Origin of the sequence: Spiribacter salilacus, assembly GCF_009649225.1 — a bacterium.
GTDB classification, from domain to species: domain Bacteria; phylum Pseudomonadota; class Gammaproteobacteria; order Nitrococcales; family Nitrococcaceae; genus Spiribacter; species Spiribacter salilacus.
Map to the genome: position 1 here is coordinate 179,300 of NZ_WJPP01000001.1, position 20,712 is coordinate 200,011.

Annotated in this window: 18 protein-coding genes; 15 read left to right on the forward strand and 3 right to left on the reverse strand. The window is 53.3% G+C overall.

Features of this window, described 5'->3' with window-relative positions:
• The first annotated feature begins 18 nt into the window (after positions 1-18).
• From GH984_RS00930 to GH984_RS00950, 5 genes are read left to right on the forward strand one after another with little or no spacing between them, the layout of a single operon-like run.
• On the forward strand, positions 19-2,358 hold the full coding sequence (locus GH984_RS00930; protein ID WP_153718344.1) for a DNA internalization-related competence protein ComEC/Rec2: 2,340 nt from the start codon (positions 19-21) through the stop codon (positions 2,356-2,358).
• The gene (gene msbA / locus GH984_RS00935) at positions 2,346-4,112 is read left to right on the forward strand and encodes a lipid A export permease/ATP-binding protein MsbA (protein WP_369691878.1); all 1,767 of its coding nucleotides are present in this window, start codon (positions 2,346-2,348) and stop codon (positions 4,110-4,112) included. Before GH984_RS00930 ends, msbA begins: the two co-directional genes overlap by 13 nt.
• Positions 4,102-5,088 (forward strand): tetraacyldisaccharide 4'-kinase, encoded by a 987-nt coding sequence (gene lpxK / locus GH984_RS00940; RefSeq protein WP_153718345.1) that lies wholly within the window; start codon positions 4,102-4,104, stop codon positions 5,086-5,088. Before msbA ends, lpxK begins: the two co-directional genes overlap by 11 nt.
• Entirely contained in the window at positions 5,088-5,831 is a 744-nt protein-coding gene (kdsB, locus tag GH984_RS00945; RefSeq protein WP_153718743.1) for a 3-deoxy-manno-octulosonate cytidylyltransferase, read from the forward strand. The genes lpxK and kdsB overlap by 1 nt, the downstream gene beginning before the upstream one ends.
• Positions 5,828-6,304 carry a low molecular weight protein-tyrosine-phosphatase gene (locus GH984_RS00950; RefSeq protein WP_153718346.1) on the forward strand — a complete coding sequence of 159 codons (477 nt, stop codon included), beginning with the start codon at positions 5,828-5,830 and terminating at the stop codon, positions 6,302-6,304. The genes kdsB and GH984_RS00950 overlap by 4 nt, the downstream gene beginning before the upstream one ends.
• Here GH984_RS00950 and rne read toward each other — a convergent pair.
• Positions 6,301-8,607, reverse strand: coding sequence for a ribonuclease E (rne, locus tag GH984_RS00955; protein ID WP_253939076.1), 2,307 nt, complete (start codon positions 8,605-8,607; stop codon positions 6,301-6,303). The two genes, GH984_RS00950 and rne, sit on opposite strands and share 4 nt — an antisense overlap.
• Positions 8,608-9,034: 427 nt before the next feature.
• On the opposite strand from rne, the gene GH984_RS00960 reads away from it, so the two are divergent.
• Complete coding sequence (locus GH984_RS00960; protein WP_153718347.1) at positions 9,035-11,599, forward strand: FAD-dependent oxidoreductase; 2,565 nt, start codon at positions 9,035-9,037, stop codon at positions 11,597-11,599.
• Between the two features lie 21 nt (positions 11,600-11,620).
• Here GH984_RS00960 and GH984_RS00965 read toward each other — a convergent pair whose 3' ends face one another.
• Positions 11,621-13,273 carry an electron transfer flavoprotein-ubiquinone oxidoreductase gene (locus GH984_RS00965; RefSeq protein WP_153718348.1) on the reverse strand — a complete coding sequence of 551 codons (1,653 nt, stop codon included), beginning with the start codon at positions 13,271-13,273 and terminating at the stop codon, positions 11,621-11,623.
• Between the two features lie 55 nt (positions 13,274-13,328).
• On the opposite strand from GH984_RS00965, the gene GH984_RS00970 reads away from it, so the two are divergent.
• Both GH984_RS00970 and GH984_RS00975 read left to right on the forward strand, forming a co-directional pair.
• Positions 13,329-14,255, forward strand: coding sequence for an RluA family pseudouridine synthase (locus GH984_RS00970; protein WP_153718349.1), 927 nt, complete (start codon positions 13,329-13,331; stop codon positions 14,253-14,255).
• Complete coding sequence (locus GH984_RS00975) at positions 14,252-15,190, forward strand: S49 family peptidase (protein WP_153718350.1); 939 nt, start codon at positions 14,252-14,254, stop codon at positions 15,188-15,190. Before GH984_RS00970 ends, GH984_RS00975 begins: the two co-directional genes overlap by 4 nt.
• Here the strand turns inward: GH984_RS00975 and GH984_RS00980 are convergent.
• Positions 15,177-15,755 carry a Maf family protein gene (locus GH984_RS00980; RefSeq protein WP_369691879.1) on the reverse strand — a complete coding sequence of 193 codons (579 nt, stop codon included), beginning with the start codon at positions 15,753-15,755 and terminating at the stop codon, positions 15,177-15,179. The two genes, GH984_RS00975 and GH984_RS00980, sit on opposite strands and share 14 nt — an antisense overlap.
• A 114-nt stretch (positions 15,756-15,869) precedes the next feature.
• Between GH984_RS00980 and GH984_RS00985 the strand changes: the two genes are divergently transcribed.
• From GH984_RS00985 to acpP, 7 genes are all read left to right on the forward strand, one after another.
• A complete protein-coding gene (locus tag GH984_RS00985; protein ID WP_172973130.1) occupies positions 15,870-16,382 on the forward strand; it encodes a YceD family protein in 513 nt (170 codons plus the stop codon).
• Between the two features lie 9 nt (positions 16,383-16,391).
• Positions 16,392-16,571 carry a 50S ribosomal protein L32 gene (rpmF, locus tag GH984_RS00990; RefSeq protein ID WP_153718352.1) on the forward strand — a complete coding sequence of 60 codons (180 nt, stop codon included), beginning with the start codon at positions 16,392-16,394 and terminating at the stop codon, positions 16,569-16,571.
• 23 nt (positions 16,572-16,594) lie between these two features.
• A complete protein-coding gene (gene plsX / locus GH984_RS00995; RefSeq protein WP_153718353.1) occupies positions 16,595-17,623 on the forward strand; it encodes a phosphate acyltransferase PlsX in 1,029 nt (342 codons plus the stop codon).
• Positions 17,620-18,591: a beta-ketoacyl-ACP synthase III gene (locus GH984_RS01000; protein WP_153718354.1), complete on the forward strand. Its 972-nt coding sequence runs from the start codon at positions 17,620-17,622 to the stop codon at positions 18,589-18,591. The genes plsX and GH984_RS01000 overlap by 4 nt, the downstream gene beginning before the upstream one ends.
• Positions 18,592-18,605: 14 nt before the next feature.
• Positions 18,606-19,556 (forward strand): ACP S-malonyltransferase, encoded by a 951-nt coding sequence (gene fabD / locus GH984_RS01005; RefSeq protein ID WP_153718355.1) that lies wholly within the window; start codon positions 18,606-18,608, stop codon positions 19,554-19,556.
• The gene (gene fabG, locus GH984_RS01010) at positions 19,553-20,302 is read left to right on the forward strand and encodes a 3-oxoacyl-ACP reductase FabG (RefSeq protein WP_253939077.1); all 750 of its coding nucleotides are present in this window, start codon (positions 19,553-19,555) and stop codon (positions 20,300-20,302) included. Before fabD ends, fabG begins: the two co-directional genes overlap by 4 nt.
• 117 nt (positions 20,303-20,419) lie before the next feature.
• On the forward strand, positions 20,420-20,659 hold the full coding sequence (gene acpP, locus GH984_RS01015) for an acyl carrier protein (protein ID WP_153718356.1): 240 nt from the start codon (positions 20,420-20,422) through the stop codon (positions 20,657-20,659).
• Positions 20,660-20,712 lie beyond the last annotated feature (53 nt).

Consider the following 20,712-nt stretch of genomic DNA (forward strand, 5'->3'; position numbering starts at 1 on the left):
CTGCTAGCGTTTACCGCCATGCGTGCGGTTTTTATTTTATGCGGCCTTCTTTTAGCCGTGCTTATCCCACTGCGCTTTGGTGGGCTGCTGCTCATCTTGTGCTGCATGATTCCGATGATCGTTGTCCGCCATTGGGCGGGGCTAATCGGTTATTTGGGCGTTGGTGTTGTTATCGCCCTTATTTGGCAAGGCGATGCGTTATCTCGCTGGCCTCCGATTGAGCGGGCAGAGCCTATCCTCGTTACCGGAACCGTCGTCGATTTGCCAAGCAGGCAGTCGGATCAGCAGCGCTTTTTATTTCGTCCTGAGTCAATGCAGGGCTTGGATTGGCGTTTACCCCGGCGTATTCGGGTGAGTGTTTATGATGATCAGCTGAGGGTAAAGGCAGGGGAGAAGTGGCAATTGCCGCTTAAGCTGCGACGGCCCCGTGGATTTATGAATCCTATCGGATTTGATTACGAGCAGTGGTTGGCGGCAGGGAAGATTGATGCAACAGCCGTATTATCTGCGACTAATCAAGCGGTTCGGCTTGCGCCAGCGCAAGGACTATCGGCTTGGCGGTCAATTGTCTCATCTCAAATTGCGCAACAGGTTTCATACCCCGCGGGCAGGGCGCTTCTGCAGGGGCTTGTGACTGGAGATCGAAGGGGTTTTACCGATCATACCTGGGAGATTCTTCGCACCACCGGCACAGGGCATTTATTGGCAATCTCAGGCCTCCATATCGGATTAATGGCAGCTTTTGGATATGGGCTAGGGAGGTTAGGGTGGCGCTGGGCTAGGCTGCCGGGAGATCGTCGAGCATGGTCTCTTGGGGTTGGTGCAGCGCTTGCCTGTGGGTATGCGGCATTAGCCGGATTTTCGGTGCCGACCGTACGCGCATTGACGATGCTAAGTTTAGGCAGTCTAGCAATCCTTTCCAGACGTCGATTGCGGGGCATTCGTTTGCTCATCATGGCGGCCCTTGGATTAGTTGCCATCGAACCGAGTACCGCGCTTATGCCTGGGGCATGGCTTTCGTTTGTGGCGGTTGGGCTGATTTTGCTGTTGATTCGCGGGCGGAAGCTGGGCGCCATGCAAGCGTTATGGCTATTGCAGATTGGCTTATTTGTTGGGCTTGCGCCGTTAACCGCGCTTTTTTTCGGAAGCTTTAGCCCACTAGCCATACCGATCAATTTGCTGGTGCTGCCCCTTTTTTCGTTACTGGTTGTCCCCGGTGCACTCATTTCTACCGGGCTACTGTGGATCTATGAGCCGGCTGGGGCGTTGGGCCTTAGCATGTTGGGATTTCTATTAGAGAAGCTCTACCAAGCTGGCGGATGGCTTGTGGATTTGGGCGCAACGCCAATACCTGTGAGCCACATGAGTGTTGTTGTTGGCTTATTATCACTGGTTGCTGTGGCTTTGTTTTTTCTGCCTAAGGGTACCCCAATGCGAGGGCTGAGCGTCGTCTTCTTATTGCTGCTAGTACTGAGACCAAGCCCCAATATTCAATCAGGAAACGCAACCATTACCTGGCTTGAAGTAGGGCAGGGTAACGCCGCTGTGATACAAACGCGTGCGCATACCGTTGTGATTGATACCGGGCCTGTTTGGCGCAGTGGCGGCCATGCAGCAGCGTTTACGCTCATCCCTTATCTTAAAGAGCGTGGCATTAAACGAATTGATACGCTAATTATTACCCATGCAGACGCCGACCATCGGGGCGGGATTTCCGATCTGGCAGCCACATTTGATATTGGGCAGGCCTGGGTAGGAGAGCCAATCGCCGCACTTCCCAAGGCACAGCCGTGTGAGGCGGGTGAGCAGTGGGTGCATGATGGTGTAATGTTCGAGTTTCTTGCCCCACCGTCCCCGTTTGCCGCCGCCGGTAATGCGGCATCCTGCGTCACGTCGGTTGGAAGCGGGGGTGAGCAGGTTTTGTTTACCGGTGATATTGCAGACATCGAAGAGTATTCAATAGCCATGCGCCTGAACAGCCACTTTGCGGTTGTTGAAGCCCCGCACCACGGCAGTCAATCAAGTTCAGGATCGGTTTTTTTACAAAAAACAGCCCCCCATCATGTTGTGATCTCGGCGGGATATCATAATGGGTATTCGATGCCCAACACTCAGGTTGTGGAGCGCTTGCTTTGCGCGGGGGCTGTTATTCATGACACGGGGCTCGACGGCGCGGTGGTATTTCATCTAAAAAACCAGCAGCTCATACCGGCAGGCGGTGAGCGTGCCCGGCGTAGTCGTATATTAAATGCACCGCAGCAGGTCGGTCGGTTTCGGGATGGCCAAGAAATCCTTTATCATCGGGGTTCTACTCGATTTTTGTCGGCAAGGACTCACCAACGATTGTGCAAGATGTAAATAGCGGCTGGGCCATCTATCGCCGGCTTTTAACCTATGTTCTCGATTATTGGAAAGTCGCGGCGCTTGCCGTTGTCGGGATGATTTTAACCGGGGCAACCGAGGCGGGTTTTGCATGGCTGGTTAAGCCCCTGCTTGATGCCGGTTTTGTCGAGCGTGATCCAGATGTCATTAAACTGATCCCTCTGGGTGTGCTTGCGATTTTCGTGGTGCGCGGGCTCAGTAGTTTTGCCTCGCAGTATGGCACGGCCTGGATCAGCCGCCGCATTATCGGACGCCTTCGCGCGGAGGTATTTGACCGCTTATTGACACTGCCCCGGCGGTATTTCGATGATGCCTCATCGAGCATGCTGCTCTCTCGGCTAACCTATAACGTTGAGCAGGTGGCAGAGGCCGGTACCAATGCGGTCGTCATTATTATCCGTGATTTTGCCACCGTGTTTTTCCTACTGGCTTACATGTTCTGGCTAAGCTGGAAGTTAACGCTGACGTTTTTATTACTAGGACCGGTAGTGATTGGCGTGGTGGTGTATGTGAGCCGGCGTTTTCGCAAACTCAGCCATCGCGTTCAAAATTCGGTTGGAAACATCGCCTATGTAGCCGAAGAGGCGATTGAAGGCAGTGATGAAGTGCGTATTTACGGGGCACAAGCGCTTGAACGATCGCGCTTTGCCGAGGCCAATGAGCGTAATACCAAGCAGTTCATGAAATTTGCGGCTACCCAAGCCTTAAGCACCCCAATTGTTCAGTTTTGTGCGGCCTTAGCATTATCGATTGTGGTTTGGCTTGCGACCTTTCAAGACAGCATGACGACGGTCAGCGTTGGATCCTTTGTTTCTTTTCTAACGGCAATGTTGCTGCTGTTACAGCCACTTAAACGGTTAACAACCGTGCATGCCCGCATTCAACGCGGCATTGCGGCGGGCGAGAGCATTTTTGAGATTATTGATGAACCGCCTGAACAAGACACGGGTACACATGCGCCCACCCGGGTAGACGGCAGTATTGAATTCCGCCAGGTTGGGCTGCATTACCGAAACAACCCAGATTTAGTGTTAGATGGCATTAGCTTGACCATCAAAGCAGGAGAAACGGTAGCGCTGGTGGGGCGCTCGGGCAGTGGAAAGACCTCTTTAGTTAATTTACTTCCGCGGTTTTACGAACCAACCCAAGGTGAGATTCTGCTGGATGGCGTTAATTTGCGAGATTATCGGCTATCCGCACTTCGGCAACAGATTGCGCTTGTTAGCCAGCAGGTGGTGCTCTTTAACGCCACCATCGCCGAGAATATTGCTTATGGCCAGCCCGACGGCGCTGATCGGAGCGCGCTTTACGAAGCCGCAGAAGCCGCTAATGCACGAGAATTTATTGAGGCACTGCCTCAGGGCTTCGATACGCCGGTTGGAGAAAACGGCGTGTTGCTATCGGGTGGGCAGCGCCAGCGCATCGCTATTGCCAGAGCGTTACTGAAAGATGCACCGGTGCTTATCTTGGACGAGGCTACCTCGGCGCTTGATTCTGCCTCAGAGCAGCATATTCAAACGGCGTTAGAGCGATTGATGGAGGGCAGAACTACCTTGGTAATCGCCCACCGCTTATCAACCATTGAACGCGCGGATCGTATCCTGGTGCTCGATGCGGGGCACATCGTCGAGACGGGCAGCCATCAAGAGCTGATTGAGCGCCGTGGCCCCTACGCCGCGTTGCATCGGCTGCAGTTTAGAACGGAAGCGGCACAAACCCATGAGCAATAGCCGCGGCCTTCCTGCGTTCTGGTTAAAAGAGCATGGGTTAGGGCAGCTACTTGCGCCGATTGGTCTGCTTTATGGTCTGATTATGCGCCGGCGCCGGCAACGCTACTTAGAGGGGCGGCTTCCTAGTCTTCGTTTGCCTATTCCTGTTGTTGTAGTTGGCAATATCTTTGTGGGGGGTACCGGCAAAACACCTTTAGTGATCTGGTTGGTTGAGGCTGCCCGTCAGCTTGGCTACAACCCGGGCGTAATACTGCGTGGCTACGGTGGCAGTAGCGCGGGGCCAGTCTGCGTGAGTCATGACAGCGATCCGTTGATGGTTGGCGATGAGGCGGTTTTAATTGCTCAACGTGCAAAATGTGCAGTTGCGATTGGCAAAAAGCGTGTGGCTGCTGCCCAGTTACTCATTGATACCGTATCGCCCGATATTATTATTAGCGATGACGGCCTACAGCATTACGCGCTGGGGCGTGATGTTGAAATTGCCGTTATTGATGGTGAACGTGGTCTAGGTAATCGGCGTTGTCTGCCGGCAGGACCATTGCGTGAGCCTCCTGACCGCCTTAAGGGTGTTGATCTAGTTATCGCCAACGGCCCATCGGTTCCAGAAAGCCAAGGGCAATTTAACCTTAGGACCGGTGCGCTAGCGCCTTTAGTTAAGGAACCTAATAAAGCTGTGCCGGTTTCCGGTGATCGGGTGCATGCAGTGGCAGGGATTGGTAACCCCCAGCGCTTTTTCAATACATTGACTCAATTGGGATTTGATGTGATACCCCATTGCTTTTCTGATCATCACGCATTTCAGCCCCATGACCTGCAATTTGAAGATAATCTAGCCATTGTTATGACCGAGAAAGACGCGGTTAAATGTCGAACATTCGCACCGAATAATAGTTGGACATTGCCAGTTACCGCTGAACCAGATTCGGCAACAAAAACCCAATTAATGGCACTGTTAGCCTCCTTACAGGAAAAATGATGCATCCGTTTATTGTCATTATCCCCGCGCGTTATCAATCCAGCCGCCTACCCGGCAAGCCGCTGCGGGAGATTGGGGGGCGGCCGATGATTGCGCATGTGATTGACCGGGCCAAAGAGAGTGGGGCCGCGGATATTGTGGTTGCCACGGATCATGACGACATTGCAGACGCCGTTCAACAACTGGGTACACGGGTTTGCATGACGCGCGAGGATCATGTCAGCGGCACAGATCGTTTAGCCGAGGTTGTCATGCAAGAACAGCTTGCAGATGATGTGATTGTGGTAAACCTTCAAGGTGACGAACCCCTGATGCCAGCTATTTTGCTTGAGCAGGTCAATCGCTTGTTAGAGACAGAACCACGAGCAGCAATCAGCACGCTATCAACTCCCATCGCTGATCTCGATGAACTGCAAAATCCTAATGTGGTGAAAGTGGTTACCGAGCGTAATGGCCGCGCCCTGTACTTTAGCCGCGCCCCAATACCTTGGGATCGGGAAGGGAATAGCTCCCTATTAACAACGATAGCGCAGCGGCATTTGGGGCTTTATGCGTACCGTGCCGGTTTCCTAAAACGTTATGGCGATCTACCAGCAAGCCCCCTTGAGCAGCTAGAACACCTAGAACAGCTTCGGGCGCTGCAGGCAGGGGAGTGGATTCAAGTGGCACAAGCCAGCCTTTTGCCCGGGCCTGGTGTTGATACAATGGACGACCTACGCGTGGTAGAGGCCCAATTGCAATGACTGAAGTTCTGTTTGTCTGTATGGGAAATATTTGTCGTTCACCCACCGCGGAGGGTGTTTTTCGACATAAACTCCGAGAAGCGGGTCTAGAATCAGCAATTCAGACAGACTCGGCAGGAACGCATAACTATCACATTGGTAAAGCGCCCGATCGGCGTTCTCAGGCAGAGGCGAGCGCGCGCGGGATTGAAATCTCAGACTTACGCGCCCGGCAAGTCGATGCGTTCGATTTTGAAGCGTTCTCGCACATCTTAGCAATGGATGAGGCAAATCTGGATTGGCTTCACGCCGAAGCACCCAGCAGTGCGAAATCGCGCATTGAACCGCTGCTACAGTATGGACAACGGCACTCCACGTTATGGGTGCCGGATCCCTACTATGGCGGTGACGATGGCTTTGCTCATGTCTTCGATCTTATCGAAGATGCCGCTGAAGGTTTGCTCGCGACATTGCGCGAGCGTTACCAACTCTAGTCAGTGGGCAGACGCGGCCGTCCTGACCAGCGGCGCGGGTCACTCGCCTCGGCAGGCGGTGTTGGAGCTACAGGTTCCTCTGCAGCAGGGCTTTTCTTGACCTCTGCGGGTTTCTCCGCCGCAGGCGCCGGCGCTTTCTGAGTTTCGGTTCCAGTTTCCGCCTCGGCCTGACTGTCTGCCGAAGCCGTTTCTGTTGAAGGGGTTTCCTCGCCATTGGGGCGGCGACGGCGGCGTCCACCTCGGCGACCCCTTCGGGTACGGCCTGTGCCAGCAGGCTTTTCGCCCTCTGCTGCTGGCGTTGCATCGGCGGCGGGGGCTGCTTCAACTTTTTCGGCCTTTTCAGCTTTTTCAGCTTTTTCAGCTTTTTCAGCCTTTTCGGGCTTTTCTGGCTTTTCTGATTTTTCTGGCTTTGTCTCGTCCGTACTAGAGGTACGTCGTGAACCACCACGGCTTCGCCGCTGACCACTGCTACCCGTGCTGCGAGTATTACCGCTCCCACTGCGACGGCGGCGATTGCCGCTTTGAGCCGTTTTCTCTCCCGAGGCACCAGACTCTTCTGTGGTTTTAGTCTCCGCAGCAGTTTCCGTTGCGCTCTGCGCATCGTCACCGCTTACTAAGCGCCGCAACCAACCCAAAAGCCCCGGGCCATGCGGCGTTTCGGAGGCCTCGGTGGCGGTTGCCTTTGCAGACGGCACTGGGGGGCCAGGCCGAATGCTTTTTACCGCTGGCGTCTCAGCGCGAGCTCGTTCTGCGGTGAGGAGGGTCTCAGCAACGCTTGGGCCTTCATCTTCGTCAGTCAGCTTGTAACTCGTCTGTTCCTCGGCATCCTCGTCACTCCGCAGACGCTGCAATTCATAGTTCGGTGTTTCTAGGCGACGATTCGGGATGAGTAAAACCTCAATGCCATTCCGCTCTTCAATCGCCCCTAAGATGCTGCGCTTTTCGTTGAGTAGAAACGTTGCAACATCAACCGGCAATTGGGCAAGCACTTTCCCGGTTTTTTCCTTCATTGCCTCTTCTTCGATGATGCGAAGCACCGAGAGCGCTAGCGACTCAACGCTGCGCACTGTGCCTTGACCGCTACAGCGACTGCAAACCTCGAGGGCAGACTCGCCCAGCGATGAACGCAAGCGCTGTCTCGACATTTCTAATAGTCCAAACCGAGAAATGCGACCAAGCTGAACCCGTGCACGATCTTGCTTAACAGCCTCGCGCAGACAGTTTTCGACCTCACGTTGGTTGCGGCTTGGCCCCATATCAATGAAGTCGATGACGATCAGCCCGCCAAGGTCACGAAGGCGAAGCTGTCGCGCAATCTCTTCGGCGGCCTCGGTATTCGTGCGTAGGGCTGTTTCTTCAATATCGGCGCCTTTGGTGGCACGTGCAGAGTTAATATCAATCGATATCAACGCCTCGGTGTGGTCAATGACAATGATGCCACCGCTAGGGAGGCGCACCTCACGCTGGAAGGCGGATTCTATTTGGCTTTCGATTTGATACCGGCTAAACAGTGGCACCCGGTCATCATAGAACTTTAATTTTTGAAGGTTATGCGGCATAACTTGTTGCACAAACTCACGCGCGCGCTCAAACACTTCACGATCATCAACCAAAATTTCGCCAATATCGGCGCGAAGGTAATCTCGCAGCGCACGGATAATGACGTTACTTTCTTGATAGACCAAAAAAGGGGCCGGCTGCTTTTCAACTGCGTTGCCAACCGCCGTCCATAAATTAATGAGATAGTCCAAATCCCATTGCAGCTCTTCACTACTGCGGCCAACGCCGGCAGTGCGAACAATTAGCCCCATTCCCTCGGGGATCTCCAGGTCACGAAGCGCATCGCGAATCTCATTGCGCTCTGAACCTTCAATACGACGTGAAACACCCCCAGCGCGTGGGTTGTTGGGCATCAGGACGAGATACCGCCCAGCCAAACTGACAAACGTGGTTAGTGCTGCGCCTTTATTGCCACGTTCTTCTTTTTCTACTTGAACGACAATTTCCTGACCTTCCTTGATCACATCGGCGATAGAGACCTTGGAAAGATCAGTTTTATCAGTAGCTTGGAAGTATTCCTTCGCAATTTCTTTGAAGGGAAGAAACCCATGGCGCTCAGAGCCATACTGAACAAACGCCGCCTCTAAGCTGGGTTCTACTCGCGTAATGCGGCCTTTATAGATGTTGGCTTTTTTACGCTCTCTAGCAGGAGTTTCGATATCCAAATCGAATAGGGATTGGCCATCGACCAGTGCGACACGCAACTCTTCTGGCTGCGTGGCGTTGACTAACATTCTTTTCATGCCGAGTTGTTCTCCGGCGACTGCCCTGAGCCCCCGCCAGCGACAGCAGCCAGCCGGCGCCATGCGGCATAAAAGCAGCAGGCGTCAACGGTCTTTCCACAGCGAGCGCGAGCTCGGGGAGTAGGGTGCATATTCGCAAGGCTAAGGGACCCGTCATGGGGTATCCATTTGCGGGCGCCAAGGCAGGCGCGTTGTTAAGTTCAATGCAGGGCCGGCACCATACCGCCCCCGCGAGCATTCTTCTTTCTATCGGTAAACCGACAGCGGTGGATGATAGCACTACTGAGGGGTGTTTCACAAAGGGCAGGCGCGCGGGCTCGAGATGGCGCTGAGATACAATCGGCGGTCGCATTTAAGCCAGTTGCTATGGTCGCGTGACGCGTACGCTCAGACTATTATTAAACCCTGACTCATACAGGAGAGAGGCATGGCGGAGTTTCCGAGCAAAGCGCGTGTTGTGATTATCGGCCATGGCGGAATCGTCGGCGCCTCTGTGGCGCATCACCTGATTGAGCGGGGATGGACGGATATCGTGGGAATCGATAAAAGCGGGGTTCCCACGGATATCGGCTCGACAGCGCATGCCTCTGATTTCTGTTATGCCACAGCGCATGACCGAATGACCTGTTACACCACCCTGTACAGTATTGAGTTTTTTGCAGCTCGTGACCGTTACGCACGGGTTGGTGGGTTAGAAGTGGCGCGAGTCGGTGATGACGAGCGCATGGCCGAGTTAAAGCGCAAAGTCAGTTCAGGTCGGGCATTTGGCACTAACGCAATGATGATTAGCGCGGCCGAGGCGAAGGCGCGTTTCCCATTACTAGAAGAGAGCGTGATACAAGGGGCGCTATGGGATCCAGATGCAGGCCTCGTTAAGCCTCGCTCACAGATTGTGACCGGCGAGCTCATTGACGAGGCTATCGCCAGTGGACACTTCAGCTCGTGGGCCAATACGCCCTGTACCGGATTACATATTGAGGATGGAAGAATCCGTGGGGTTGATACCGAAAGAGGGCGAATCGAGGCCGAGTATGTAGTGGTTTGCGCTGGGCTCTGGGGGCGTTTAATTGCTGAGATGGCAGGTGAAGATCTGCCGGTAATGCCTGTTGATCATCCACTGACCTTTTTTGGACCGTACGAAGAATTTGCGGGCACCGGCAAAGATATCGGCTACCCATTACTCCGCGATCAAGGTAACTCTGCTTATTTGCGAGATACAGGAGACCCCAAAACACCCGAAGGTGGGCAAATTGAGTGGGGTTACTACGAGGAAAATGCGCCGCGTCTGGTGCATCCGCGTGATCTGCTAGAAAAAGAGCAGGCTAGGCTATCGCCCTCTCAACGTGACCTTGAAATTGAGCAAATCATGGATCCGCTCGAGCGCGCCATGGAGCTAACGCCAATTTTGGCAGAGTTGGGTTATGACGAGAAACGTTCATTTAACGGTCTTTTGCAGGTCACCTCAGACGGCGGGCCCTCCATCGGGGAGTCACCTTCCATTCGTGGGCTTTGGTATGCCGTCTCTGTCTGGGTAAAAGACGGGCCTGGTACCGGTAAGGTGGTGGCCGACTGGATGACGGATGGCCGCACTGAAGTTGATCATCATGGAATTGATACAGCCCGCCATTATCCCTTTCAAAGGGATGAGAAATTCATCCATGACCGGTGTTTTGAAACGGCGTTTAAGGTTTATAACCCACCGGTCCATGACCGTGAGCCGTATAGCAAGGGCCGAGATCTTTTCCGCAGCCCATTTTGGGAGCGAGAAAAAGCACTTGGCGGGCATTTTATGGAGATTGCCGGCTGGGAGCGCGCACATGGCTACGCCAGCAATGAGGGATTATTAGACGTCTACGGGCAACAGGTGCCTGAGCGCCAAAATGAATGGGATGCTCGGCATTTTTGGCGGGTGTCCAATGCAGAGCAGCTTAAGCTGTCTGCAGATGTGGGCATGATCAATCTTTCGCACTTTTGCATTATCGATGTGCAGGGGCGTGATGCTGAGGCATTATTGGAGTATGCCTGCGTTGCCCGTGTGGGCGGTGACACCCCTATCGGCAAGGGTATCTACACCCATTTTCTCGACCACCTCGGTGGCGTAAGAGCCGATTTAACGGTCCTGCGCTTGGCCAACGACCATTACCGGGTCATAGACGGGGGTGATGCCGGGCATCGTGATTTGGTGTGGTTGCAGCGACTGGCCCAAGACCAAGGGCGAGACGTTGAAATATCAGAGCGCACCCAAGCCTATGGGTGCCTTGGCTTATGGGGCCCGAATGCCCGGAAAACCCTGCAATCAATTGCTAAAGACCCAGCCGGTCTAGAGCACACAGCATTCCCGTTTGCATCATTCCGTGAAATTAATATCGCTGGCATTTCGGTACTGGCATTCCGTATTTCTTATGTGGGTGAGCAAGGTTGGGAGCTCCATTTTAACTACGATGACGGCCTAGCCCTGTGGGATGCGTTGTATGCCAAAGGCGTCACGCCAGTCGGAATCGAAACCTACGCCAATAGCCGGCGGCTTGAGAAGAGCCTGCGTTTGCAAAATGCTGACCTACTAACGGATTACAACCTACTCGAAGCTGATTTGGCTCGCCCCAAAGTCAAACCGGTCGAATTCCATGGGCAGGCGGCCTATCTTGAGCAACGAGCCAGAGCCCATCAGCCCGCCATGCTGTGTACGTTGGTTATGGACGACAATCGGGATGCCAACGGCATGGCGCGTTACCCATTGGGCAATTTGCCTATCATCGATCCGAAGAGTGGCGAGGTGTTGGTTGATGAGCTGGGGCGTCGCTCTTACACAACCAGTATTGCTTACGGGCCAAGTGTGGGCAAAAACATTATGTTGGCCTATCTGCCGTGGGCGTATTGCCATGTCGGCCAGTTGTTGCAGATGGAATATTTTAACGAAGCTTACCCTGTTAGCGTGGCGGCGGTGGGCTATCAGTCCTTATATGATCCGCAAAACGAAAAACCACGTGCGTAACTGCAAGGGGCCTAAGCTTATTCACATATTGGGATAACTTGGGCCGCCACCACCCTCTGGGGCCACCCAGGTAATGTTTTGGGTGGGATCTTTGATATCGCAGGTTTTACAGTGAATGCAGTTTTGCGCGTTTATCTGTAACTGCGCATCGCCTGACTCACTGGTCACAATCTCATAAACCCCGGCAGGGCAGTAGCGCTGCGCAGGCTCATCATATAGAGCCAAGTTGTGGCGAATCGGGATGCTGGCATCCGCGAGAGTCAGATGACAAGGCTGATCTTCTTCATGATTTGTATTGGTTAAGAAGACGCTTGAATTTCTGTCAAACGTTAAAACCCCATCTGGCTTAGGATAGTCAATCTTCGGCATCTCTGCGGCGGGTTTAAGCCGCTCATGATCGGGATGTTGATGATGCAACGTCCACGGCAATTTGCCGTGAAAGAGTTTCAGATCGATGCCAGCATAAAGACCACCGAGCACCATTCCCCATCGTGCGGTGGCAGGGCGCAGATTGCGCGCTGCATGCAGCTCTTGATAAACCCAAGATGCCTTAAACCGCTGCGGATAAGCACTGAGCGTAGGGGTGGCTGCCGCATCAGGCTGTAACGCCTCGGCAACGGCTTCTGCCGCTAACATGCCAGTTTTCATGGCCGTATGATTGCCTTTGATTTTAGCGACATTCAAGAATCCCGCGGCGCAGCCAATTAGCGCGCCACCGGGGAACGCAAGCTTGGGTATCGACTGCAGCCCACCTTCATTTAATGCTCTTGCCCCGTAGGCAACCCGCTTAGCGCCCGCAAAGGTGTTGCGAACGCGTGGGTGGGTTTTGAATCGCTGGAACTCGTTAAATGGATCAAGGTGCGGGTTCTGATAATCCAAGCCCACCACATAACCCACATAAACCTGGTTATTCTCAAGATGATACATAAAAGAACCACCCCAAGTTGTTGTATCCATTGGCCAACCGGCGGTATGCACCACCAGTCCAGGCTGATGATTCTCAGGCGCTACTTCCCAGAGTTCTTTAAAACCGATGCCATAGGTTTGGGGGTCTACACCATCACGCAAACCAAACTTGGCCTCTAGCTGTTTGCTTAAATGCCCACGGCAACCCTCGGCAAAAAGGGTGTAACGCGCATGCAGCTCCATCCCAGGCTCATGGTTAGGTTTAGGCTGGCCTTCTCGGTCGAGGCCCATGTCACCGGTAGCAACTCCATAGACTGCTCCGTTCTGATCAAATAATACTTCGGCAGCAGCAAACCCCGGGTAAATTTCTACGCCCAGTGCTTCGGCTTGCTCAGCCAGCCAGCGACAGACATTGCCCATGGAAACAATGTAATTGCCCGCATTATGCAGTTGTTTGGGGAGTAGGGCGTTGGGAACCGTCAATGCTCGCTTCTCTGTCAGAAGCATAAATTGATCTTTTGTAACGGGGGTATGCAATGGTGCGCCCCGTTCTTGCCAGTCTGGCAATAGCTCATTAAGCGCGCGGGTTTCAAGAATAGCCCCAGATAAAATGTGGGCGCCAACCTCTGAGCCTTTCTCCAGCACGCAGACCCGGATATCCTGTTGCGCCTGAGCAGCTAATTGACGCAGCCGTATGGCAGCCGATAACCCAGCAGGGCCCGCGCCTACGATCACGACGTCAAATTCCATTGCCTCACGTTCGCTCATGGTTTGAGTTTGCCGCAGCGATACGCCACGAACAACTCTTTTGGAGGCCCTAAACTTGGCCAGTGTCGAATATGTCGTAATTAGTGAAGAATTTGCCGGTCAGCGTATCGATAACTACCTCCTACGCATACTTAAAGGTGTTCCAAAGACGCGGATTTATCGGCTGTTGCGCAAGGGTGAGGTGCGCGTCAATGGTGGACGCATCGGCCCGAGTTATCGTTTAGCGACAGACGATAAAATTCGTGTGCCGCCCGTGCGGCGGGCGGAGGCCGAGCCGATAACCCCCTCGGTACGAATTACCGACCGTCTGGATGCGGCAATTCTCTACGAAGACGACCGATTAATGGTGTTAAATAAGCCATCTGGACTCGCAGTGCATGGCGGCTCTGGTTTGGCTTACGGGGTGATTGAGGCGCTACGAGATTCTCGCCCCGATCTTCCATTCCTTGATTTGGCGCATCGATTAGACCGTGACACGAGTGGATGTTTGGTCATCGCGAAACGCCGGTCTGCTTTGCGCCGCTTAAATGAGGCATTTAAAAATCATACCGTGGTCAAAGAGTACATCGCGTTGCTACATGGCGAGGTAAAGTGGCAGAAAAAAACGGTAACGGTTGCACTGAAAGCAGTGGCGGGGCCGGGAGGCGAGCGGACTATGCAGCCTGATGAGACAGGGTTAAGCGCTAGAACTGACTTTTTTCGTGAAGCAATCTACCCCGGGTGTAGTTTGGTTCGGGTGCGATTGCACACCGGACGAATGCATCAAATTCGTGCGCATGCGCAGTATTTAGGGCATCCGGTTGTCATGGATCGGCGTTATGGGAATCCATCAGCCGACAAACGGTTTCGCAACTTGCGCCTGCGCCGGTTATTTTTACATGCCAGTCGCATTCAATTTGAAATTGATGGTGGACCACCCGTTGACGTGGCTGCACCACTACCTAACGAGCTACTCGCTACGCAAAAAGGATTGAGCCAATGAGTGATGAAGACAACTGGACGCGTAATACATTGCGTGACATTGCACTTGAGGGCGTTAAAGAGCGCCGCAGAGCTAGACGCTGGGGCATTTTCTTTAAGCTGCTCTTAGTTGGTTATATCGGCGGCATGAGCATCCTCGCGTTTTTACCTAGTGGGGTACTCACCACGGAAACAGCAACCGGACCCCATGCAGGGGTAGTGCGGCTGGAAGGTCCTATCATGGCCGATAGCCCCGCAAGCGCTACTAACATTCTAGGCGCAATAGAAACGGCACTGAGCGTCAATGCAACTCGAGGTGTGATTTTAGAAATTAACAGCCCCGGAGGATCACCCGTCCAGTCAGGGCAGATCTTCAGGGGTATTAATGCGTTACAGGAGCAATATCCCAACAAACCCATCATCACTGTTGGTCAAGACATCATGGCGTCGGGTGCCTATTACTCCGCAGCAGCAACGGAAGAAATTTTTGTCGATCCGGCAAGTCTGGTTGGGTCAATTGGGGTGATATCACGTGGGTTTGGGTTTACGGAAGCTTTATCTCGGTTGGGAGTTGAGCGCCGAGTCTATAGCGCCGGAGACGAAAAAGCGGGACTCGATCCCTTTATGCCTGAAGACCCAGAGGCCATAGAGGACCTACAGACAATGCTCAACGAAATCCAACAACAGTTTGTGAGTGCCGTGCGGCAAGGGCGGGGTAATCGTCTAAACGAGCAGCAGGATGATCTATTTTCTGGACGAACCTGGACAGGGGAGCAAGCCGTTGATTTAGGACTGGCGGACGGGTTTGGCGATACCAAAGCCGTTGCGCAGATGCGTTTTGATACTGAGGAGATGGTTGATTACACCACACCAAGGCCGTTGCTGGACCAACTCGTTGAACGAATTGGGGTTTCGCTGCGCCACGGGCTTTTCTCTTCGAGCTTTATGGCAAATTAATGCCGGCTTGGGAGAGTAAACGGGTTAGTGCAATCAGTGGAAGGCCAATTAATGCGGTGGGATCGTCGCTATTAATTCGCTCAAAAAGAGTAATTCCGAGACCTTCGGCACGAAAACTACCAGCACAGTCGAGTGGGGCATCTTTTTCTACATAGCGCGAGATAGCCTCTCGACTCAATGTGCGGAAATGCACGATGGTTGGCACTTGAGCCACCTGAATACGCCCTGAGTCTGGCTCGAGCACGGCTACAGCGGTATACAACGTGACAATTTGCCCGGACGCGTTAGCGAGCTGTTCGATTGCCCGTTCTTGGGTCTGTGGTTTGCCCAGTAGAATGCCCTGACACTCGCTGCATTGGTCAGAACCAATCACCACGGCATTCGGATGTCGCAAGGCAACCGTCTTGGCTTTTTCTCGAGCAAGCCGGCAGACATAGTCCTCTGCGGTTTCACCCGTTAACACCGCCTCGTCAATGCTTGGTGAATCTTGTTCAAATTGAATTCCAAGACGAGTTAGCAAATCGGCTCGATAATTTGAGCTTGATCCCAGTACCAAATCCCGCACGAATTTCTTTCTCCCTTAATTAAAGTAATGATGATTGATCATAGAAATGCTGCTCTGCAATACCTAATTATTGTTTTTGACAGTCACGCGTCGCCGCCTTACTATGCGCGGTTAATGTCGATTCAGCCGTTACCGCTTAAATTAGACCTTACGCAGCTAGCAGTCGGTGATTATTGCTTTGCCGGGGTAGTAGACCCGCGGCCCATGGACCGAATCGCCGATAGGGCAACCGTTGCGGGTCCTATCGATGTGCAACTGCAAGTGGCAATCGGTAAACAGGTAGGAACGGCAGAAATTTTAGTTACAGGGCAGATACACGCACAGGCGACTATGCAGTGCGAACGTTGTCTTGGTAACGTACACGTAAGATTAGCTAGCGATTTTGAGCTTACGGTTGTCGACTCCGAAGAAGCGGCAGACGCATTACCGATGGATATCACGCCGGTAGTTGCAGAACGAGGCCAGCTGTCGGTCTTAACGCTGGTAGAAGATGAGCTAATACTGGCATTGCCAATAGTTGCAGTGCACGAGAAAGAAAACTGTTCAGGAACAGACTGGACAACAAGCTATCAAAAGCCACACCCAATGGCGGCTTTAGCTAAATTGAAAGATCAACAGGATAAATAGGACAACGTAATGGCCGTACAAAAATCCAAGAAAACGCCTTCTCGCCGCGGTATGCGTCGCAGCCACGACGCCATCGAAGGCCCAACGCTAAGCATTGAGCCAACCACAGGCGAAGTGCATCGCCGGCATCATATCTCCGCGGACGGATACTATCGTGGCCGTAAGGTAACTACCGGCATCGACGAGTAGGCATCTCGCCGCACCCATACTCAATGAACGCTTACTGCACGATCGCGATTGACGCGATGGGCGGAGACCGTGGTCCATCGGCTACGGTTCCTGCTGCGTTAACGGTAATCGCAAGGCATCCGGATGTGCGCTTAGAATTGGTTGGTGATCTGGATGCGTTGCGCCAAGCGCTTCAAAAATATGGGGGGCAAGAGGGTCAGCAGCTTTCGCTGATCGCCGCCAGTGAGGTAGTTGCGATGGATGAATCACCATCGCAAGCCCTTCGGTATAAAAAAGACTCTTCCATGCGAGTGGCTATTGAGCGCGTCAAATCTGAAGAGGCTGCCGCCTGCGTTAGCGCCGGTAATACGGGCGCTCTAATGGCAACCGCGCGCTATGTACTGAAAACTTTGCCCGGTATTGATCGTCCTGCCATTTGTACCATTATCCCGTGTCTGAATGGACACTTTCGGATGTTGGATCTTGGCGCCAATATCGATTGCAGTGCCGAACATCTATTCCAATTTGCTGTGATGGGGTCGGTGCTGGTTGAAGCCTCGGGAGATGCGGAAACGCCCCGGGTGGGATTGCTTAATCTCGGCGAGGAAGAAATAAAAGGCAACGACCAGGTTAAACAAGCAGCGCAGCTGCTGCAGGCCAGCGACCTTAACTACATTGGCTATGTAGAAGGCGACACGATGTACCAAAACCAAGCGGATTTGGTGGTTTGCGATGGATTTATCGGCAATGTCGCATTAAAAAGCAGTGAAGGTGTGGCCAAAATGATCTCGCAGTATTTGCGAGAGGAATTCAGCCGAAGTCCACTAACAAAGCTTGCCGGACTGTTGTCTTTACCGGTTCTTAAAGCACTCCGTCGGCGCTTAGACCCACGCTTTTATAATGGGGCAAGCCTTTTAGGGCTGCGCGGAGTTGTCGTTAAAAGTCATGGTGGGGCAGACGCTTTTGCTTTTGAGCGTGCAATTGAAACCGGTATCCTCGAAGCTAAAGAAGCGATCCCGCAGCGTATAGATCAGCGCCTTGGGGAGCTTTTTCGCTCGGGGGAGGGTGCATGATTTACAGCCAAATACTAGGAACCGGGGGGTACTTACCCGAGCGAGTAATGCCCAATAGCGAGCTAGAGCAATGGGTCGAAACCTCTGATGTCTGGATCCGTGAGCGAACAGGAATTGAGTCACGTCATATTGCAGCGGATGACGAATCGTGTTCTGACCTTGCGCTGAACGCGGCCCAGCAGGCACTTGCCGCCTCGGGTATTAGCGCAGAAGATGTCGACCTCATCATTCTTGCCACCTCGACACCCGATCAGGTGTTCCCGAGTACTGCAACGCGACTACAACAAAGACTAGGGGTACCCGCCGGCACGATTGCTTTCGATGTCTCTGCGGCCTGCTCGGGCTTTATCTATGCACTAGACATCGCCAACCGCTTTATTCAGACAAAAGGCGCTAAGACCGCTCTGGTTATTGGTGCAGAAATCTTTTCTCGCATTCTTAATTGGGAAGATCGTGGCACCTGTATTCTATTTGGTGACGGTGCCGGCGCCGTGGTGTTAGGAGCAGCTGATCAGCCCGGCATCATTTCGACTCAGTTGCACGCTGATGGCCGACAAGAATCCCTTCTAAATGTGCCATGGGGCGTTTCGCAGGGTTACGAGGCCCTACAAGGTGTGCACGGAAAGGTCACCATGAAGGGTAACGAAGTCTTTAAAGTGGCGGTGCGCACACTTGGCCAGTTAGTCACAGATACACTTCAGACCAATGGCATGGAAAACAGCGATATTGACTGGCTGATTCCGCATCAGGCCAACATCCGAATTATGGAAGCCACGGCGAAAAAGTTAAACCTTCCCATGGAACGTGTGGTGAGCACCGTCGCCACACATGGCAACACATCGGCAGCCTCGATACCGTTGGCACTGAATGTTGCCGTCCGAGATGGTCGGATTAAGCGTAATGATGTGTTGTTATTGGAAGCGTTTGGCGCTGGCTTTACGTGGGGCTCGGCCCTTATTCGGTATTAAAGGAAGCGTCTTTCATGCAATCAAGATCAGACCTTGCGTTTTTATTTCCCGGTCAGGGCTCTCAATCGATCGGTATGCTACAGGACCTCGCCCAAGCACATGCGGTTGTGCAGAAAACGTTTATTGAAGCGTCGGGCGCTCTTGAAGAGGACCTCTGGGAAATCGCTTGCGAAGGCCCCGAATCGTTAATGAATCGTACGGACTACACCCAACCGTTGATGCTGGTTGCCGGGGTTGCCGTATGGCGTTGCTGGCGCGAGGGTGGTGGCCCGCTGCCGGGGTATATGGCAGGCCATAGCCTGGGTGAGTACACCGCGCTGGTCTGCAGTGGTGCGCTCGATTTCTCTGATGGCGTTCGCTTAGTGCGAGATCGGGGTCGCTATATGCAAGAGGCAGTTCCAGAGGGCGACGGAGCCATTGCAGCGGTTCTTGGGCTTGATGACGAGCAAATCGCTAACGTTTGTGCTCAAGCGGCCGAGGGTGAAGTGGTGGAGCCCGTGAACTTTAACTCACCCGGTCAGGTCGTGATTGCAGGACATACCGCGGCGGTTAATCGGGCCCTAGAGCAGGCAAAAGCGGCCGGGGCGAAACGCGCGGTCCAATTGCCGATGAGTGTACCGGCTCACTGTTCATTAATGCGTCCAGCGGCCGAGCAATTGGCAGTACGTTTAGAACAGGTTGACATACAGGCGGCGCAAATTCCGGTCATTCACAATGTCGACGTATCGCTATCGGGCAATAGCGATTCGATTAAACAGCATTTGGTCGATCAAGTGCGCTCACCGGTTCGATGGAGTGATTGTGTTAAGTCACTGGCCGAGCAGGGCGCCACAACCGCCATTGAATGCGGCCCGGGTCGAGTGTTGGCGGGACTGAATCGGCGCATCGATCGGGCAATGAGCGTTTACGCGCTGTACGATCGTAATTCTTTAGCAGAAACCCTGACCGCCATGGAGGTTGAATGAGACTGCAATTAGACAATCAAGTCGCGTTGGTAACGGGTGCTACGCGTGGTATTGGCGCGGCAATTGCCACTGTTTTAGCGGAAGCGGGTGCCACTGTGGTTGGCACAGCGACGAGCGAATCAGGTGCGCAACGCATCAGTGACGCGTTAAGTTCAACAACCGGAGGCGGGCGAGGTGCCGTACTGGATGTACGAGATGCCGAACAGATCAAGCAACTGATCGACAACATCCGTGATAACGAGGGCGCACCGAGCATTTTGGTTAACAACGCCGGAATCACACGAGATGGGCTGGCAATGCGCATGAGTGATGAGGACTGGGATGCCGTCATTGATACTAACCTGAATGCGGTCTTTCGCGTAACACGCGCTGTTTTGCGTGGAATGATAAAGGCACGCCATGGTCGAATCATCAATATTGGCTCGGTGGTTGGGTTGATGGGTAACGCAGGGCAGATCAATTACTCAACGGCCAAAGCGGGGTTGTTGGGTATGACCCGTTCTCTCGCGCGTGAAGTTGCGCCGCGGGGTATTACGGTTAACGCCATCGCACCCGGGTTTATAGAGACCGATATGACTGGTGAGTTGGATGACCAGCAGCGCGAAGCATTGCTTGAACAAACGCCAATGCAGCGTCTTGGGCAACCCGGAGATATTGCCGCGGCGGTGTGCTTTCTTGCATCCCCAGCGGCTGGATATATCACTGGTGAGACGCTAAATGTGAATGGTGGGCTCTTAATGAGCTGAATGTATGCTGGCAGTTCTAGAGATGTTTCCCTAGAATACGCGGCAGTGGAACCTGCCTGGCAGGTTTGGACCTTTAACTAAGTGCCGGAATTCCGCAAACCGAGAGGTAGGAGCGAGATGAGCAGTATTGAAGAACGTGTAAAGAAAATCGTTGTTGAGCAATTGGGTGTGAAGGAAGACGAGGTAACGTCCGAGGCATCCTTTGTTGATGACCTAGGCGCTGACTCCCTAGACACCGTTGAATTGGTCATGGCGCTCGAAGAAGAGTTTGAGTGTGAAATTCCGGACGAAGAGGCCGAGAAAATCACTACCGTTCAGCAGGCTATTGACTACGTCAATCGGCATCTCGATCAGTAATTGATCAGAGATTATGATGGCAGATTAACCCAACAGGGCCGGCAATGTCCGGC

Coding starts and splice junctions, on each gene's coding strand:
- GH984_RS00930 (WP_153718344.1), top strand. CDS start 19: ATGCGTGCGGTTTTTATTTTATGCGGCCTTCTTTTAGCCGTGCTTATC.
- lpxK (WP_153718345.1), top strand. CDS start 4,102: ATGAGCAATAGCCGCGGCCTTCCTGCGTTCTGGTTAAAAGAGCATGGG.
- kdsB (WP_153718743.1), top strand. CDS start 5,088: ATGCATCCGTTTATTGTCATTATCCCCGCGCGTTATCAATCCAGCCGC.
- GH984_RS00950 (WP_153718346.1), top strand. CDS start 5,828: ATGACTGAAGTTCTGTTTGTCTGTATGGGAAATATTTGTCGTTCACCC.
- rne (WP_253939076.1), bottom strand. CDS start 8,607: ATGAAAAGAATGTTAGTCAACGCCACGCAGCCAGAAGAGTTGCGTGTC.
- GH984_RS00960 (WP_153718347.1), top strand. CDS start 9,035: ATGGCGGAGTTTCCGAGCAAAGCGCGTGTTGTGATTATCGGCCATGGC.
- GH984_RS00965 (WP_153718348.1), bottom strand. CDS start 13,273: ATGAGCGAACGTGAGGCAATGGAATTTGACGTCGTGATCGTAGGCGCG.
- GH984_RS00975 (WP_153718350.1), top strand. CDS start 14,252: ATGAGTGATGAAGACAACTGGACGCGTAATACATTGCGTGACATTGCA.
- GH984_RS00985 (WP_172973130.1), top strand. CDS start 15,870: ATGTCGATTCAGCCGTTACCGCTTAAATTAGACCTTACGCAGCTAGCA.
- rpmF (WP_153718352.1), top strand. CDS start 16,392: ATGGCCGTACAAAAATCCAAGAAAACGCCTTCTCGCCGCGGTATGCGT.
- plsX (WP_153718353.1), top strand. CDS start 16,595: ATGAACGCTTACTGCACGATCGCGATTGACGCGATGGGCGGAGACCGT.
- GH984_RS01000 (WP_153718354.1), top strand. CDS start 17,620: ATGATTTACAGCCAAATACTAGGAACCGGGGGGTACTTACCCGAGCGA.
- fabD (WP_153718355.1), top strand. CDS start 18,606: ATGCAATCAAGATCAGACCTTGCGTTTTTATTTCCCGGTCAGGGCTCT.
- fabG (WP_253939077.1), top strand. CDS start 19,553: ATGAGACTGCAATTAGACAATCAAGTCGCGTTGGTAACGGGTGCTACG.
- acpP (WP_153718356.1), top strand. CDS start 20,420: ATGAGCAGTATTGAAGAACGTGTAAAGAAAATCGTTGTTGAGCAATTG.